19 protein-coding genes are annotated in these 14,909 nt (G+C 62.6%); 3 read left to right on the plus strand and 16 right to left on the minus strand.

Annotated features, from left to right (window positions below; translation table 11 throughout):
- Positions 1-15: 15 nt before the first annotated feature.
- The 3 genes from ACZK4Z_RS13835 to ACZK4Z_RS13845 are packed head-to-tail and all read right to left on the minus strand — an operon-like array spanning position 16 to position 2,205.
- A complete protein-coding gene (locus tag ACZK4Z_RS13835; RefSeq protein WP_232503858.1) occupies positions 16-1,080 on the minus strand; it encodes a hypothetical protein in 1,065 nt (354 codons plus the stop codon).
- Positions 1,081-1,139: 59 nt separating this feature from the next.
- On the minus strand, positions 1,140-1,775 hold the full coding sequence (locus tag ACZK4Z_RS13840; RefSeq protein ID WP_012480691.1) for a hypothetical protein: 636 nt from the start codon (positions 1,773-1,775) through the stop codon (positions 1,140-1,142).
- Positions 1,776-1,803: 28 nt separating this feature from the next.
- A complete protein-coding gene (locus ACZK4Z_RS13845) occupies positions 1,804-2,205 on the minus strand; it encodes a hypothetical protein (protein ID WP_012480692.1) in 402 nt (133 codons plus the stop codon).
- Between the two features lie 767 nt (positions 2,206-2,972).
- Between ACZK4Z_RS13845 and ACZK4Z_RS13850 the strand changes: the two genes are divergently transcribed.
- Positions 2,973-4,028: a hypothetical protein gene (locus ACZK4Z_RS13850; protein ID WP_235650001.1), complete on the plus strand. Its 1,056-nt coding sequence runs from the start codon at positions 2,973-2,975 to the stop codon at positions 4,026-4,028.
- A 42-nt stretch (positions 4,029-4,070) separates the two neighbouring features.
- Complete coding sequence (locus ACZK4Z_RS13855) at positions 4,071-4,955, plus strand: HNH endonuclease (RefSeq protein ID WP_061478915.1); 885 nt, start codon at positions 4,071-4,073, stop codon at positions 4,953-4,955.
- 224 nt (positions 4,956-5,179) lie between these two features.
- Here ACZK4Z_RS13855 and ACZK4Z_RS13860 read toward each other — a convergent pair whose 3' ends face one another.
- The 4 genes from ACZK4Z_RS13860 to ACZK4Z_RS13875 all read right to left on the minus strand — a co-directional run bounded on the left by ACZK4Z_RS13860 (position 5,180) and on the right by ACZK4Z_RS13875 (position 7,124).
- Positions 5,180-5,788: a hypothetical protein gene (locus ACZK4Z_RS13860; RefSeq protein WP_061478916.1), complete on the minus strand. Its 609-nt coding sequence runs from the start codon at positions 5,786-5,788 to the stop codon at positions 5,180-5,182.
- Positions 5,785-6,381, minus strand: coding sequence for a ParA family protein (locus tag ACZK4Z_RS13865; RefSeq protein WP_061478917.1), 597 nt, complete (start codon positions 6,379-6,381; stop codon positions 5,785-5,787). The genes ACZK4Z_RS13860 and ACZK4Z_RS13865 overlap by 4 nt, the downstream gene beginning before the upstream one ends.
- 114 nt (positions 6,382-6,495) lie before the next feature.
- Positions 6,496-6,960, minus strand: coding sequence for a hypothetical protein (locus tag ACZK4Z_RS13870; RefSeq protein WP_049430686.1), 465 nt, complete (start codon positions 6,958-6,960; stop codon positions 6,496-6,498).
- On the minus strand, positions 6,951-7,124 hold the full coding sequence (locus tag ACZK4Z_RS13875) for a hypothetical protein (protein ID WP_156476632.1): 174 nt from the start codon (positions 7,122-7,124) through the stop codon (positions 6,951-6,953). Before ACZK4Z_RS13875 ends, ACZK4Z_RS13870 begins: the two co-directional genes overlap by 10 nt.
- A gap of 222 nt (positions 7,125-7,346) precedes the next feature.
- Between ACZK4Z_RS13875 and ACZK4Z_RS13880 the strand changes: the two genes are divergently transcribed.
- Positions 7,347-9,077, plus strand: a complete 1,731-nt coding sequence (locus ACZK4Z_RS13880) for a type 4 pilus major pilin (RefSeq protein ID WP_162292566.1) — start codon at positions 7,347-7,349, stop codon at positions 9,075-9,077.
- A gap of 162 nt (positions 9,078-9,239) precedes the next feature.
- Here ACZK4Z_RS13880 and ACZK4Z_RS13885 read toward each other — a convergent pair whose 3' ends face one another.
- The 9 genes from ACZK4Z_RS13885 to ACZK4Z_RS13925 all read right to left on the minus strand — a co-directional run bounded on the left by ACZK4Z_RS13885 (position 9,240) and on the right by ACZK4Z_RS13925 (position 14,909).
- The gene (locus ACZK4Z_RS13885; protein ID WP_024956683.1) at positions 9,240-10,001 is read right to left on the minus strand and encodes an AbiU2 domain-containing protein; all 762 of its coding nucleotides are present in this window, start codon (positions 9,999-10,001) and stop codon (positions 9,240-9,242) included.
- On the minus strand, positions 9,998-10,915 hold the full coding sequence (locus ACZK4Z_RS13890; protein WP_061478918.1) for a hypothetical protein: 918 nt from the start codon (positions 10,913-10,915) through the stop codon (positions 9,998-10,000). The genes ACZK4Z_RS13885 and ACZK4Z_RS13890 overlap by 4 nt, the downstream gene beginning before the upstream one ends.
- A gap of 88 nt (positions 10,916-11,003) precedes the next feature.
- On the minus strand, positions 11,004-11,444 hold the full coding sequence (locus ACZK4Z_RS13895; protein ID WP_044570520.1) for a DUF6573 family protein: 441 nt from the start codon (positions 11,442-11,444) through the stop codon (positions 11,004-11,006).
- Positions 11,445-11,707: 263 nt separating this feature from the next.
- Complete coding sequence (locus ACZK4Z_RS13900) at positions 11,708-12,181, minus strand: hypothetical protein (protein ID WP_061478919.1); 474 nt, start codon at positions 12,179-12,181, stop codon at positions 11,708-11,710.
- 25 nt (positions 12,182-12,206) lie between these two features.
- Positions 12,207-12,461 carry a hypothetical protein gene (locus ACZK4Z_RS13905; protein WP_061478920.1) on the minus strand — a complete coding sequence of 85 codons (255 nt, stop codon included), beginning with the start codon at positions 12,459-12,461 and terminating at the stop codon, positions 12,207-12,209.
- Positions 12,462-12,820: 359 nt separating this feature from the next.
- A complete protein-coding gene (locus ACZK4Z_RS13910; protein ID WP_125895662.1) occupies positions 12,821-13,309 on the minus strand; it encodes a hypothetical protein in 489 nt (162 codons plus the stop codon).
- Positions 13,302-13,586, minus strand: coding sequence for a hypothetical protein (locus ACZK4Z_RS13915; RefSeq protein ID WP_148099975.1), 285 nt, complete (start codon positions 13,584-13,586; stop codon positions 13,302-13,304). The genes ACZK4Z_RS13910 and ACZK4Z_RS13915 overlap by 8 nt, the downstream gene beginning before the upstream one ends.
- A gap of 96 nt (positions 13,587-13,682) precedes the next feature.
- Positions 13,683-14,507, minus strand: a complete 825-nt coding sequence (locus tag ACZK4Z_RS13920) for a hypothetical protein (RefSeq protein WP_125895663.1) — start codon at positions 14,505-14,507, stop codon at positions 13,683-13,685.
- Between the two features lie 3 nt (positions 14,508-14,510).
- On the minus strand, positions 14,511-14,909 hold the full coding sequence (locus tag ACZK4Z_RS13925; protein WP_061478923.1) for a hypothetical protein: 399 nt from the start codon (positions 14,907-14,909) through the stop codon (positions 14,511-14,513).

The raw sequence follows: 14,909 nt of genomic DNA on the forward strand, positions 1-14,909 counted from the left end.
GATGCGCAAGGGGGATCAGTCGATCCCCGACTTCTTCGCCCAAGCGTCTAGGTCTGCATTGGCTTTTTGCTGCCAGTCGTTCCGCGGTTCGGCGGCGGGTGCGGGGGGCTTCCTCGGCAATGGGGCGGTTGCACGTTTCGGCGAAGGCATTGGCTGGGGCGCAATTGGCGCTGTCGTCGATACCGGGGGAGCGGCGACAGGTGCGGGTTTCTCGATCGTGGCTTCTGGCTTGGCCTGTTCTGAAAGCACTGCTGGAGCAGGCGCAACCACGGGGACTTCCACCACCTCGGGCAACTGCTCGGGAGCGGCTGGAGTGGCAACCGGTGCCATGGGAGCCGGTGTGCTTGGAGGCACTTGGTTGTTCTTCCCAAGCAAGAAGTAGATCGCCCCCACGACCAATGCCACCGCCACCACACCGGTCAAGACCCAAGGCAAACGAGAGCGGGGGCTGGGTTGGATTGGAGTTACTGGCTGCTCTGGTGACGCGGCCTCCGGGGGCCGGTTGGACCCTTCAGGCCCCGCGGAAACGGACAGGACTTCCACCGCGTCCTGCTGAGACAGCTTGACCAAGGCTGCCGTATCTTCATTGCTCAACGCCTTGGCGTCCACCGAAGGGCCACCCAATCCATCTGCAACCTGTGCGCCGGGCTCTCCAAATTCATCAACCAGCTCCCAAACGGTGCACATTCCCTTATCACCCGCTCCTACGAGAACCGGTGCAGCTGCATCGGACGTCAGTTGCCTAACCAACATTTCCTCCTCCAAGGTGAGCGGAGCGTCTTGAGGCTTCTCTTCGACAGCACGATGTTCCTGGGCTTCCCGGGCGCGCTTCGCGTCCAGCTGTGCCTTGGCTTCCTTTGCCTTCTCTGCAGCGGCAGCAACGCCCTTCTGGGTCAACTCGGCAGTGCGCTTGCTGATCACTCCAGCCCAGTGACTGGCCGCTTTCAGGTTTTCTTTCATGCCGTCGGAAACCAGCCGCTCTTCTTGCGTGGGCGATGCGGTCGGGGTTGCGTTGGCACGCTTCAGCAATTCTTCGCGCTTGCGCTTCAGGATTCTCTGGTTCTTTTCTTCTGGGGTCATGTGGGCTCCTCGGAAGGGGGAAGGAAGCCCGAGCATCGAGCGACACCCGGGCACTGAGATCACCGGACGTCAGGCACCGGGGTAACGACGATCACGGGCTCACCGCTGCCGCAGCGGTCGTCCACCGTGACCTTGGACAGCGCGCCACGCTTGGCCAGCTCAACGATGGGCACTTGGCAGGCGGCCTTGTCGGCTCCTTGGAACACCACCGTCAACCCGTTGCTGGACTTGTTCAACAGACCTGCGAACTTGTCGAGGAAGGCCCGGGTGTCGCTGTTCAACCGCTTCATGTCGGTGGGGTTGTAGTTCAAGCGCAACGAATCCAGGACGGCTTCCTGCTTGCCCTCCACGGTTTCGGTCTTGGTGACCACTTCGGCCTTCATGCCAGCCGCACGGGCAGCGTCGGCGGCCTGCTCGGCGTGTTCCCGCTGCTGCTTCACGTAGGACGCGGAAGCACCCACTGCAGCACCCGCGGCGCAAGCGCCCAAGGCCTTGTCTTTCTTGCCCGTGAGCAAGGCGATGGCTCCGCCGGCCACGCAACCGATGCCTCCGGCCTTGAACAGGCGCCTCTTATCGGCCTTGGGCTTGCCATCGTCCTCTGCGGCATGGACCGCATCAGCGGCGGCCTGGGCGGAAACGTGAAGCGGCATGAACGCCGCCAGGCAGAGAGTGAGAGAAAGGGAAAAACGTTTCATGGGTTGGATCTCCTGCTGTGGGGGAAAGTTAGGTGCGTGGAGCAGTCATGGGACCGGCTGCGGGCACCTTGGCCGCACCAGAACCTTTGGGAGAGGGTTGCGAGAGGGCCGCCGTCACCACCTTGCGAAGCGCTTCTTCGTAGCGCTGGATGGCGCTGTCCTGTTCCGCCTTCGTTTCGTCTCGCAGCCGCCGCAGGTCTTCCTGGAGCGCACTCCGGAACAACGCGTTCTCTTCCCGCAACTCGTCGATGAGCTGTTCCAAGTGAGCGTTAGAGTTCTCCAGCACACTCGCCACAGACATGGAAGTGTTGTGTCGCTCCAGCGCCTCTCGCACGTAGGCGCTAAACCCACTGCCCGATTCACGGGCAAGCCGCTGAGCAAGTTTCAGTTGCCCACGGTCGAGGTTTACGTTTTGACGAACCAACGCCATTGGTCGAGTAACTCCGTTTCTGGACTACTCCACCGATACCGCGAATCTCGGAGTTGGCAAGGCCCCACGTCAGGAGCCTGAAAAACATGGGCCAAACGAGCTAACAAGCACTGACACTGTCTCCATTCAGTGGTGACAGGGTCAGGCCTTGATTGCATTGAGGTTCCGGCAGATGTGAGGCCGATTTTTGGGCGAAAAGCGCACTCCCACTTCAGTGCGTCATGTGTATGACGACTCTGGGGAACCGTCCGGGCTCCTGCTTCTCTGCCCCTGCCGACACTGCTTCCACCCACGTTGGGCTCTTGCAGTTGCTTTTCGGCGGCCCCTTGCGTGTTGCCCCAACTGCGCTATTGGTGGTCTACGCCCCCTCGCCCCCACAGGACCACCGCCCACGCCATGCCCACGCAACGCTCCCGCTCTTCCACCCCTCACGCCCACCGATGCCCCACCCCAGGAGTCCGTGTGGAGTTTTTCAGCCCACCGTTTCGCATTGCCCCGGATCCCCAGGACAGGTTGCCCTCACCCACCCGCAGCACCGACCCACGACACCCAAGCCACATTGGTTTTAGTCAAACGTGTGCAGTGCCCATGGATACACCGCCACCGTGTTTTCCGAATCACAAGTGGGGAGCCAAAGAACCCCTGGAAGGGAAGCGCGGAGCCCTCGCCGCATTTCGTTTTAGTCAAGCGAGGGTGCGCCCCATGACCTCCATTCACCGCCATTGGCCCATCGGTGATTTGCCGGCTTTCGTTTCAGGAGCGCTCCCATGACCACCGCTGACCTGGGCGCGTTTGCCCGTCGCGTGCTGGCCTTCCATGGCGCCCGTGCGCCTGCCACTCCCCGTTGGACGCTGGACGTGGCCCGCCGTTCCGAACGCCCTGTGTGCGCTTTCTGCACCGCCCCCCTGGACTTGGATCGTCGCCACGCCTGGGGGCTCTCACCGCTCGTTCCGTTGAGCCTAGCCGGCCCAAGGGACGCCGAGAACCTGCGCATGGCTTGCAAGCGCTGCATCACCGAGCGGGGCACCCGTGACCTGTTGGCCTGGCCCGAGTTGAGCCAGCGGCTGCCACCAGAACCCCTGGACGCCCTGCTGGCCGACCGACTGTTTGTCCTGCAGCGCTCCGATAACCACCTGGTCGAGGTAGGGCGCTTTGCCAAGCCAGCCACCGTCCTTGCCCAGCTTCAAGAGCGCTGGAAACACCCCCGATTCGTCGTTCATGCCGAACGGCATTCGGACACCTGGATGCTGGGGTGGCCACTGGCCCACCGTGCCCATCTGACGCGAAACGACTTGGCGGCGCTCTTGCGCAACGTGCACCAAGGCGAATGGCTGGAACACCCCGAGGTGGTGGCCTTCCGGTTGACCGAGGATGTTTTTCAATCAGCGGTGTGGCAACTGATCGCCCTCCACGCCTTGGTCATCCCCCTGGCCCAAGAAGAAGCACCCCCTCCCGATCGAACGTTTGAGAATCGGTGGATGGCCCGGTATCCAAGCCTGAGCCAGATCCGCCGGCGGCGACAGGGCGCGCACGAAACACCCTGGCCTAGCCAAGGCAAAGACCATGCCCGGACTTACAGCGACAAGCCCAACGCGGTTCGCATGCGGACACAGCGCCAAGCCACTCGTCAGGAGGAAACCAAGGCACAGTGGCTCAATGCCCGGCGCCGTTTAGCGGACCGGGACGCTGGGGTGGCCAGTGGGACGTTGAGGCCATGGCTCCCTGGGGAACGGGCCGCGCTGCAGGCCGACGTGGACGATCTGGCGGCTGCGTGGTTGAAAGCCCGCCAGCGGAAAGCGGAAGGCCGCTCTCAGCGGCCGTGATCCACTACCATTGTTCAAGCCTCAAACGACCAGCTAGCCACCATGGACGACACAGACAAGGAACGGATTGCAAATTGGCGTCTGACGAAGCAGATGCGGCGAGAGAGAAAGTGGGACGAGCAAAACAGCAGGTCCTACATCAGTCATTTCACCTTGACGGACAAGGACGCTGCAGATGTAAAGGAGTTCGAAGAGCACCTGGTTCGCAAACACTTGGGGAAGGGCCAGCTCACCCGACGCATGTCCACCAATGAGCTTGGGCTAGCATTGCGCACCTGGAACCTAGAAGAGCTGAATCAGCTCTGGAGCATGCGCCGAGAGAAGCTCACTTACCTCGAAGACGCCGCCCTCCTGTTGGCCCATATCCGACACCGATCCGGCATTGACCCAAAGCTGCGCCCGGCAGCAGAGCTGCTTGGATACGACGCCATCCAAGCCCTCCAGGGCGTCCTTGAGGAGAGCGGGCGGTTGGCAGTGGAACAGGCACTGCCCCCAGCGGCGGAAGCCGTCGTTGCCGAGGGCAAGCGGGTGGAACAAGTCCTTCGGGTGATCCGAGAGGGCCAAGCGGAGTTTCGTAAACGCCTAGTCGCTCACTACGGAGCCGTGTGCATGGTCACCGGGACCGCCTTGGCAAGCGTCATCGACGCCGCTCACATCGTCCCCTACAACGGGGCAGCCACCAATGCTTTGAGCAATGGCTTACTGCTACGGAAGGACATCCACGCGTTGTTCGATGCAGGCCTGTTAACGATCGGGCCGGACCTGGTCGTCTACGTCAGCGCGGGGGTGGACGATCCGTTCTACCGTTCGTTGGACGGAAAGAAGCTCTCGCTGGACACTCCGCCCAAGATGTCCAAAGAGGCCCTGCGGCGGCGACTGGCGGGCAATGAATCGTCCGAACTGGAGGTTGCTAGCCTTCCCCAATGAGCCGCCCCAAAGCTCCGGCTGATCGGACAAATCGAATCATTGCTCATGATAGGAACGCCCTCCGCGTGGATCCGGAAGTTCAATCAACGGTTCTTCGCGCCGTAGGCGTATGCCAGCTCCCGCCAGGGGACGCTTTTTCAGCTGCTTTTGCTCTGCCCACGGGATGATCCACAGACACAGAAAAGCGGCCATAGCCGCTTTCTTCGTCCCCCTGATTGTGAGGGTCAGTAGATCTTTCCGTTCTTGCTCATCCCCAAGTTCCGCACCGCTACCCTGGCGGCTTTGCGGTCCTCCGCGTGCTCGTCCACCGGCGAGCTCACGATCAACAGCGTGTTGTCTTGGATGAGCGACGCGGCCGCGTAGTCTGCCAGCGCCACCATGGCGGTGGTCAACGCGACTTCACTCCCGGCGTCCTCCGAATCGTCAAAGCCGAACAGCTTGGCGATGTTCTCGCGGAGCTTTGGCGGGATCGTCACCATGGCCCGGTGGTGGCGCAGCCCGTCCTCCCGACGGCGGTAGTCGTGCAGGGTGACCGATCGGGGCATGACCATGTGAACCCGCTTGCCTCCCACGCTTCCCGCCTTCTGGCTGTCGTCGTAGTCAAAGTAGGACTTGCGCTCCGGGTAGTCGCCTGGCCCCAGCAACAGGTGCTCCGGGATGCGGGCAATCGGAACGCTTGCCGATTTGCTGGCCCGGCGGGGCTTGGCATGGGTCACGTCCTTGACGTCATCCAAGGTGCGCTTGACGGCCTTCTTCGTGGCAGCCTTCTTGGCAGGAGCTTTGCGAGTGGCCATGGGTAGGTCTGGGAGGGAAACCAAGGGAAGCTCCATCATGCCGCAGCCCTCCGGCCTGCACCAGCAGCCAGGATGTCGCGCACCCGGACCGCCAAGGCGTGGATCTCCTCCTGGGCCACCCGGGCCCAGCGGCCGTTGGCGTCGAACACGGTCTTTCCCTCCTCGTAGCAGTCCGCAAACAACGCACGATCCCGCACCAGCATGGCGCCCGACATCTTGGGGTGCTCCAGGCGACGTCGATGGGCTGCCCGCCTCTCGTTGGCCCGGTTGGCGATGGGCAGGAAACGCTTTCCCTTCTTTTCAAGAACATCCACGGTTCGCAGGAAGATGAGGAAGCTGGCCCCGTCGAGCAACGTCGGCACCAGGTAGAGGTCCGCCTCGGGAATCACCTCGTTGTCCGGCAGACGCGGCGGGGTGTCGGTGATCTCCACGTCGAAGCCAGGGGAGCGCGATCGCCCGACACTGAACGGTGTTTCGTCCGACAGTGAGGCAAACGCGCAGGCCCCGCCTTGGGGGTCCCGGTCATTGACCAGCACACGCAGGCTGGGGTCACGGGCATAGCACCCGGCTAGATTCAGGGCCAGCGTCGTGCGGCCGACGCCACCCTTGAGTGAGAAGTTGCACAGTCGCATAGGACATCCTTTCGTGAGTAGATAGGGGTTTCTCTCGAATCTACCCCGACGCTACCATAGCGCAAGTGCATGTTTTTGCAACCCTTTCGGGCCGTTCAGCCCTTGGATTATTTTCTATCCTTCCGACAAGGCGGCTGGACGACGGCAGTCCCACCGCAGCGTGTGGGCGGTGTTTGACGCCGAGCAATGCAGATCGAACGGCTGAGAGGCCATCCATGCTTTGACAGACGGTGGCGCAGCGCCATGCAGTGCTTCGATGATCGTCCAGCGTTGTTTTGCCGGACCGAACTCCGCGAACACGTCCGCTCCGGCTTCAGCCAGCATTCCAGCCATCTTGTCGTAGCACTGTCGCTTGGCCGGGTCATCCTGGTTCACGTGCCACGCCATGCAAGCGACGTGGAAAGCGGTGATTCCGTTGGGCCCCACCGGGTGGTCCAAGGACGGGAAAGCCGTCAGGCCCCTCCACGCCTTCAGACGTGCCTCGCGGATGGCCGCAATGGTTCTCTTCAAAGCCTGTGGGTTGCGGTGCTCGATGGCATCCAGAAGCCGTTGAGCACGCCGGTCTGTGGTCATTTCCATTTCAGCTCCTTGCGCAGCTGGCGCTCGAAGTGGCGTTGCTCGCGCGCCAGGCGGGCTTGCCGGCGAAGTTTGCCTTCGGGCAGGAACGCGGGAACCGTGGGAGGGATGTGCGCGAAAGGAAGGCCAGCAATAAGGCGGGACAAGTTGGCGGGGCTTTCAATCATGGTGGCGGTCTCTTGGGTTGTTTGGAGCTACGTTCGTGCGTAGGTCGACCCACTCACTTGACCTCATGCAACCAGATCGCCGAGCAATGTCAAGATGAAAAATCGACCTTTTTTTGACTAAAAACAGGGGCTTGCGGAATCCCAGGTGCATCGCATGCTGAGTGCATGACGCACACAACCCGCCCCCGTTGTTCGCCCACTCTCACCCACGTTTCCAAGGGCGTGCGCAGCGCGCTGGGCTTCACCCTCACCGAGGCCTTGCTTGCGCTCGGGGCCGTGACCGCCGCCACGGGCGCGATGTTCCTGTTCTTTGGCCAGGTCGATGCAAAGTCCAAGGTGGCCAGCGAGACGCGCAACCTGCGCGAGCTGTCCCGTCGTCTTGAAAGCAGCTTTGGGGTGGTGGGGACGTTCCGCGGGGTGAGCACCACGGCCGTGGTGGTCGATGGATTGGCCCCTGAATCCCAGCTCGGCGCCGGGGAAAACGTTTTGACCAACGCGTGGGGCGGCGCGGTGGACGTCCAGCCTTACACCGTGGATCGCTTCGGCGATTCGTTCTCCGTGAGCTACGCCGGCCTTCCTCGTCAAGCGTGCGTGGCCCTGGTCGCGGCCAACGCGGGCGGGGTGTGGGACGCGCAGGTGTCGGACGTGTCGGTGATTCGAAACACCGGCGGCCAACTCGACGTCGGATTGCTGAGCCGCACGTGTGCGGACAAATCGCGCGTGGTCTTCGTCTACCACAGCGGATTGTTGGGAGGCGAGTGGACCGGATCGCCTCTAGTATTGCCGCCAGCAACACCTCCGGCCACTCCACCCGGTTCTCCGCCCGTGGGATTCCCGGTGGGGCCCGTGGGGCCGGTGCCACCTTCCACGCCGGTGTCGCCCCCAACCGCCCCGCCACCAAGCGTTCCGCCCACGACGCCCCCACCGGTCACGCCGCCCGCTCCCCCGGTGAGCGTGACGCCTCCGGCTCCGCCCACTTCACCGCCGGTCACGCCGCCGCCGATCAGCACCACGATGCCGTGCCGAGAGTGGAGCGAGAACCGAACGATCAACTGCCCAGTGGGCCAGGTGGGCCAGGTGTTCCAACACCGCCGTCACCACTGCGGAACCGACCCGAGTGTTTACGAGGCGTGGGCTGGGTCCACGACGGCCGGCAGTTGGACCACGACCAGCAGCACCTGCACTCCGTGCCCTGCTCCCGAGACCCGCAACGTGGGATGCCCTGCAGGTCAGTTTGGCTCGATCGGCCAGCGGCGGACCTTCTCATGCACGGGCACCGGTTCGTGGGACGCTTGGACGCAAACCAACACCACCTGCGCGGCTTGCCCAGCACCTTTCCCACAAGCCGAAACCCAGTGGGTCGCCGCGAGTGCCGCTTGCCCGGCAGGCCAAAGTGGATCGCACACGTGGCAGGCCGAGCAGCGGCGGACCAGGATGGGGTCTTACAACTGCCCGGCCACCACGTGGTCGCTGCCCAGCCCGACGTTCACCACTTGGACAAATTGGGCGGAGACGGGGGTTCGTCGCAACGAGGCCAATACATGCACACCCAACGCACCACCCCCGACGTTTCCCGAATACACCGGGCGATCTTGGCATTCGTGGGGAGACGGAGGGCACTACGGCTGGGCGATCTTCTGCAACGCTCCCCGGACCCTGGCCGAGCTTCAAGCCACCTCGTTGGCATGCACCTGGCAATACGAAACGAACGACACCCCCACGTTTACGCCAGAGCCACCTGGCGTGACCCGCCCAACACCGGCTTTGGAAGCCTGTGTCTACGCGCTGCGCGCCAACTTAACTCCGATGCCAGGTTACGGCTTCGTCAACCACCCAGGCACCGCGGTTTGGCCGGCGGCTTGCTCGTGCAGCGTCGTGGGTCCAGGCGCGCGGTTCTACTGGCAAGACCTGGGAGCGAGCGACTGGGTGGGCTTTGAATTCAAATGCCCCTGACGGCAAAGAAGGCGGGGGGCATCCCTCACGTTCGAAGTGGCAAAGCTTCGGATCTCCAAAACCGACCGGAGGCAATGCCCTCGCACCAAGCGTGCTTTTCAGAAGGCAGGTGGCTTGGCCACCTGCGGCGGCTTCTGGGCTCTTCGCTGTTGTGCCTCGAAGTCAAACCCCAGCCAGGGTTTTCCACATCGCCTTGCCCTGGGCTTCGTGAACCGATGCGTATTGCTGTGGATCCCAGCTGGTCCCGGTCAGCAGCAGCCCCAGCTCTGCCACGATGGCCTGACAGCGATCGCCAAAAGCCAAGACCTCATTGAAGGTCAACCCAAGCGTGTTGATGTCAAACGCGCCAGGCTCCTCGTCCAGCTTGCGCATTTCCAGGTGGGCGTGGTGCTTGTCCCGTAGGGTCTTGATTTTCGCTGCCACGGGATCAGCCGAAAGGATCACCATTTCATTGGAGACCTTTTCCCAGCCATTATCGAAGCGCGAGTAATTTTCGTCCCGATCGCTCTGTCTGAACTTCTCCTGGAAAACAGCCGAGCTTTCGGGCGGCAGGTCACTGATCGGTTCGTCGTGGAAGTGATCGAACATGCGCCCGTAGCGCTCCCGGTAGTGCTCCTTGATGGCTGGATCTGCTTGCAGCTTTCTCCACAGGTTGGTCAGGCTACCCGACCTGAGATCGTTGTCCAGAAAAAGCCGTGACTGATCGCGCACCAGGTCTTGCCCAAGAAGCGGAGCCAAGTGGTTCCACGCATTGGCGCCGGGGGTCTTATCCAATTTGGCTTTGAGCCCTGCCTGGATCGCGGGGTCTTGAATGAGTGGGGACAAAATGTGCCGGCGCTCGTCGAGGATGTGGCACTCCTGCGTGAGCACCCGAACGAATCCATCGATTTGGCGAATACGTTGTTCCAGTTCCTCAGGCTTCATTCTTGCTCCGCCTCCAGCGGCACCTGCTGGAAACGCACCTGCAGCCGCTTGATGAGCGCACGGGTTTCCGCGTTCGGAGCGCGCGTGGACACCAGCACCGCCTCCCCGTTGGGCACGTGGCGGATGGCCTTCTGCTCGGCCCGGAGAACGGCGCGGTATTTCACCGCTTGATAGACGCCTCGCTGGAGTTCGTCCTCCGAGCACTTGCTGGTTTTAACTTCCACCGCCAGGCGATGTCTTCCGTTATCGAAATGCGCGTCCAGTCGGTCACCCGAGCTCAACAACTTCTCGTTGCTCCCCATGGGGAAGTACCCAAAGTCCACGAACTCTTCGGGATGGCTGGCCACCCACGCCTTCAACGCTTTGTGCTCGTCGCTCTCTGGCCGCCCCCCCTCCTGGACTTTAGGAAGGGGAAGAGGCGCATCCGCTGCCACCTCTTCAACCGCCCCGGCGGACGGGGTCAGCATGGTGGCTCCCAGAGCGCGGGCGACCCGGTCCCAATTGGGATAGGTGAAAACGTCTTCCATCGCCTCTCGCAAGTGCGCACGGCGCTCTTCCTCGGTGTCCAGCTTCTTCCCCGCGAAGTAAGCTGGCGAGATGGTGATCGCCCCCTCGCCAGGGTGTTTCGTGTTCTTGTTGACGACGATTGCGTGGAGGGGCGGGATGGGTTCCTTCCACTGCTCGCTGAGCCACTGCAGGGCCTGGGCCACTCCCCCGGCGACGGTGCCGTAGAGGTCTTTGCGGGGTTTGATCTCGTGTCCGAAGGTGTCGTGCAGCTCTTGGGCCAGGTCGCTGTAGGAATGAGCTTCACCCTCCTGCGCCCACCGGATGAGGATGGGCAGCGCGTCCGGGATAACCCGGCTCCGCCAGGGTGTGCGTGCAAACTCCACCTTCGACCAATCGAACTTTTCCATCCTCTACTCCTCCCTTGTCGTCTCGCCATGGTAGCGGCGGGACCAGCACGGGAAAACGATGGGGGCCGATGTCCTGCCCCCTCCCTTCTCAATCCTCGTTGGGCAGCATGATGGTGACCACCGGCTCCAGGGCGTCCCCGGGCCCACACAGTGCTTTCAAGGTGACAAGGCGATGGGTCGACCGCGTCAGGCCAGACCCGGCCTCCGGGTGGGCTTCGTTTGACAACCAGTCGCCGGCGTCGGACAGAGCCACGTGGAGCTGGTAGTGGATCTCCGAACCGTTGCCCTGATGCCGCTTGATGGCGACGTGGAGCATAAAAAGCACATCCCAGAGCCGGCCGTCCACCGACTGGCCGCGCACCTCCAGTCCCGCGGGCACTTCCACGTAGCGTGCCCACGCAGCGCGGGTGATGGCCACGGGCAACTTGAAACCGGCTTCTTTGGCCACGTCGGACACGTCCACTAAGACGCCGTCCTCGATCGCCTGGGCGCGGGTGTAGGAATGGATGAGGTCGGAAGGCTCGAACATGTTGTTTCCTCGCTTGGTGAGTAATGGCCCGGTCCAGGGCATCCGGTGCGGATGTCTTGGAATGGGAAACCCACCGCCCCACCGCTCGGCGCGGTCAAGGGAGGAAATGGAAGGGCTGGCGCGGCCCGCAGCGAAGCGAGGACACGGGCCCTGGAATGGCCCTTGACCGGAGAAGCCGGGCGTTGGGGCCGCGCGCAGCGCACAGGGCTTGAATGAGGTGCCGCGGGCGGCACACCGATTCGGCGTTGAACTTGGGAATACCGTCAGGCCTGGGCGCAGGCCAGAGGGACCCGGTCCATCCAGGTGCTCTGCCCTGCCGATGCTTGGGCGGTGAGCGGGCCAAGGCCCTGGACAAACGTCAGGCGTGCAAGCTCGACGTCGCTCTGGGGCCAGTAAGGACCATCCGGCGAGAACACGAAGTGGTCCCCTTGAAGGGCCCCACAGGTGGTGCAGTGATGGGCCAGGTAGGTTTGCCCTGACGTTCGAGTAGTGGCGAAACGAAGCCAGGGCGCGTGGCCCGCCACGAAAGCGACAGTGTCCTCGTCCAAACGCTCGATGTAGCGCAACACGGCACCCTCCCCCTGATCCACCAGACCCTCGTCGTCGTGCTCCTCGAGCGAGGGCACCCAGATCGCGGCGGTGGGGGTCGGGGCGTGGCAGAAATGGCACTCGGTGTGGCCGAGCAGCAGGCCGTAGGCCGGAGCCTGAAGGGTGGATGGAGGGGCAGCGTGGGTCATGGAGCCATTTTGCCCTGCCTGGGTGTCAGCCGGTGAGACGAGCCTGCGCTGAATCATGGGTGTTTCGGAGCGTGCCCCGCTGTGAACCCAGCCACGCCATTTGCTTGTATTCGTCTTTGCTGAGCAACTTGGACACTCCCAGCCACTGCACCAGGTGGTAGTGCGCAATCGTTCGTGGGTAGCGCTGAATCCCCTCGTGCAACAGTTTTGGCAGGTAACACACAGAACCATCGCGGCGCTCGTATGCGTAATAGCGGTGGCGGGCGGCACGCGTGGTCATGGCGTTTCCCTCAGTGCGCCCAAAGGGCACGATCGATGCAGCGTTCAAGGCGCTGGGCCAACCTAACGCTGAAAGGAAGGGCGATGGGGGCAGCGATGGCGAGAAGAGAAAGGGTCATGTCGGCGGTTCCAGTCGGTGGGTAGAGCGTTGCGTTCTTCCTGATCCCAACGTAGACCGCCCTGGAAATTTGTCCACGGTTGTAGTGGACAGAATCTTGACAAAAAGTAAAAACTGCGGAGCTAAGGCCGCAGTTATTCCTAACATCCCTTCTCGCGCCGAAGGCGTCACCTGCTCTTTTCCACCGCTGCTTCTACAGATGCCGGCGCGCAGCGACCGGTGGCGGCGTTGGGCCGTTGGCTCTACAGCCTTGCCCGCTTTGCACTGACACTTCCCCGGGCTGCCCATGCATGCTGCAGGTGGACAGCACGTTGTTCGGCTTCCACCGTGGCCACCACGTGCGGCATCGCCGCCTTCAGCGATGGCGTGTTCCAGAACGGGCTGCCCCGGTGAGGGTTGCCGCCCAGCCGCAACAGCAGCAACGCCGTCTGTTCAAGTCGGCTGCGCTCGTCGGCGTCGTCGCTCAGCTGGTAGTCCGCCGCCAGCTTTTCCAGCGGGCGCTCGCACCAGTGGTTCCTCTCTTGAGGGTGCGCACCAGCTTGCAGGAGGGCTTCGACGATGCGGGGCCAGGCAAGTGCGGAATGGAGCGCGGGACCTTCGTTGAGGCGCCACGCGTTGGGGTTGGCGCCCTGCCGCAGGGCCTGTAGAGCGCCGAAAAGGCTTCCCTCGACGCACGCGTGAATCAGCTCAGCGCTCGGACTTCCTGGCGGTGGTGGGTGGCGGTCAGCCATGGCGGCTGCCCCGAACCTGGTTCCGAATGAGATGTCCTTGGACGTAGTCTCGGATGATCTGGCGCACCGCTTCTGCGGTGGAAATCCCAGCGTTCACCGCGCCCTGCTCCACCGCCTCCAAGACGCTGCGCTGCAGCGGAAGGTAGGCCAGCCGCACGTCCCGTTCCCCACCCAGCCGACGCTTGCTCAGTGGGTAAGGTTTGGCGGCATACATGGCGAGCACTTGGCGCACGGCTTCGTTTCGCGTGACCTGCACGCGCGCGGCGGCCGCCTGCAAGCGCTCCAGATCACGGGAGTAGCCCCGGGAGGACGGAAGGGTGGCCAAGTCTGGGGAACGGACGGGTTTAAGCACTTCTCTTTCCTTGGACGGCGGTCACAGACGCACGCGCTGACGGGGAGGTTCCAGGGCCGCCGCCGGAGCTGGCGCTTGGCTCTGGGCCTCTTGGCGCGGGTTCCACACTTCCCCACCGATGATCATGCTCGGGCCACCTGTAGCAGGAAGGACCTGCGAAAGCCTGGCTTGCTTCGCTGCGGCGTTGAGCGCACGCGCGGTGTCCTCCTGCATGCTTTTGGCTTCGTAGATCACCGGCCCCTTCAAGTGGCCCTGCGCTTCGTCCACAAGGGCGGCAAGGGTTCGACCGAACTTTGACTTTGGCCCTTGGTTGCGAGCATCGACGTCCCAACGCTCGATCACTTCGAACGCCTTCTCGTGACGGTGGCCAGACTTGTTGAGCTCGCCAAGCGCCGCTTCAGCGTCTTGCACGTTGAAGCGAATGGCGGAGAGCTTCACCGGGTGCGCGTAACCACCACCACTCGATGCCGATTGCGTGATGGCGACCGCTTGGTTTCCGTCGCTGACGAGGTGATGAATTTTCATGTCGATTTCCTTGGTGGTTTTCGGAAGGCGCGATTGCCCATCCACAAATTCAAGGTAGATCGCACTGGAGTTTTGTCCACGACTGTAGCGGACAAAATCTTGACTAAAAGCAAAAACTGCGACACTGAGGCCGCACTTTTTCCTAACATCACTTCTCGCGCCGAAGGCGTCACCTGCTCCTTTCCCACCCCCGCTTTTACAGAAGCCGGCGCGAAGCGACCGGCAGTGGCTCTGGGCTTTGTTTTTTTCAAAAAAAAAGCCCCCTGGCGGGGGCCTTAAAGGACATTGGTTGTTCTTACGCGAGTATTCTTTTGTCAGCACGTCTCACTCCGCGCACTCCACGTCGATCCATTCTTCATCGAACCATTCGTTCAGCGTCGCCAGGTCTTTGACCTTGCAATTGGTGCCGTAATCCGACCCTTCGATGTCGAGCCCCACTTCATAGAGGAGCTCCCCGTCCTCTTGACGCTGCACATTGACAGAGACGGTTTGCTCAGCCAGCAGCTCGTCGTCTTCGCGTCCCAGCTCTGCCCAATTGCGGTTCAGCAGGAAAGCCAGCAATGCGTCTTCAGTGGAAGACTGGAACGCGGGATAGCCCGCCGCGCCGGTCGAATAGGTATACCCAGACAACTGGTCAAACAAAGTGCTGGCAGCGGCATGCGCAGCTTCGTGAGCTTCCTTGACGGTGATGGTGTCGTTTGTGATGAGCATCGTGTGGTTCAT

The organism is Stenotrophomonas sp. 71799_Sma (assembly GCF_056482505.1).

Coding starts and splice junctions, on each gene's coding strand:
- ACZK4Z_RS13835 (WP_232503858.1), bottom strand. CDS start 1,080: ATGACCCCAGAAGAAAAGAACCAGAGAATCCTGAAGCGCAAGCGCGAA.
- ACZK4Z_RS13840 (WP_012480691.1), bottom strand. CDS start 1,775: ATGAAACGTTTTTCCCTTTCTCTCACTCTCTGCCTGGCGGCGTTCATG.
- ACZK4Z_RS13845 (WP_012480692.1), bottom strand. CDS start 2,205: ATGGCGTTGGTTCGTCAAAACGTAAACCTCGACCGTGGGCAACTGAAA.
- ACZK4Z_RS13850 (WP_235650001.1), top strand. CDS start 2,973: ATGACCACCGCTGACCTGGGCGCGTTTGCCCGTCGCGTGCTGGCCTTC.
- ACZK4Z_RS13855 (WP_061478915.1), top strand. CDS start 4,071: ATGGACGACACAGACAAGGAACGGATTGCAAATTGGCGTCTGACGAAG.
- ACZK4Z_RS13860 (WP_061478916.1), bottom strand. CDS start 5,788: ATGATGGAGCTTCCCTTGGTTTCCCTCCCAGACCTACCCATGGCCACT.
- ACZK4Z_RS13865 (WP_061478917.1), bottom strand. CDS start 6,381: ATGCGACTGTGCAACTTCTCACTCAAGGGTGGCGTCGGCCGCACGACG.
- ACZK4Z_RS13870 (WP_049430686.1), bottom strand. CDS start 6,960: ATGGAAATGACCACAGACCGGCGTGCTCAACGGCTTCTGGATGCCATC.
- ACZK4Z_RS13875 (WP_156476632.1), bottom strand. CDS start 7,124: ATGATTGAAAGCCCCGCCAACTTGTCCCGCCTTATTGCTGGCCTTCCT.
- ACZK4Z_RS13885 (WP_024956683.1), bottom strand. CDS start 10,001: ATGAAGCCTGAGGAACTGGAACAACGTATTCGCCAAATCGATGGATTC.
- ACZK4Z_RS13890 (WP_061478918.1), bottom strand. CDS start 10,915: ATGGAAAAGTTCGATTGGTCGAAGGTGGAGTTTGCACGCACACCCTGG.
- ACZK4Z_RS13895 (WP_044570520.1), bottom strand. CDS start 11,444: ATGTTCGAGCCTTCCGACCTCATCCATTCCTACACCCGCGCCCAGGCG.
- ACZK4Z_RS13900 (WP_061478919.1), bottom strand. CDS start 12,181: ATGACCCACGCTGCCCCTCCATCCACCCTTCAGGCTCCGGCCTACGGC.
- ACZK4Z_RS13905 (WP_061478920.1), bottom strand. CDS start 12,461: ATGACCACGCGTGCCGCCCGCCACCGCTATTACGCATACGAGCGCCGC.
- ACZK4Z_RS13910 (WP_125895662.1), bottom strand. CDS start 13,309: ATGGCTGACCGCCACCCACCACCGCCAGGAAGTCCGAGCGCTGAGCTG.
- ACZK4Z_RS13925 (WP_061478923.1), bottom strand. CDS start 14,909: ATGAACCACACGATGCTCATCACAAACGACACCATCACCGTCAAGGAA.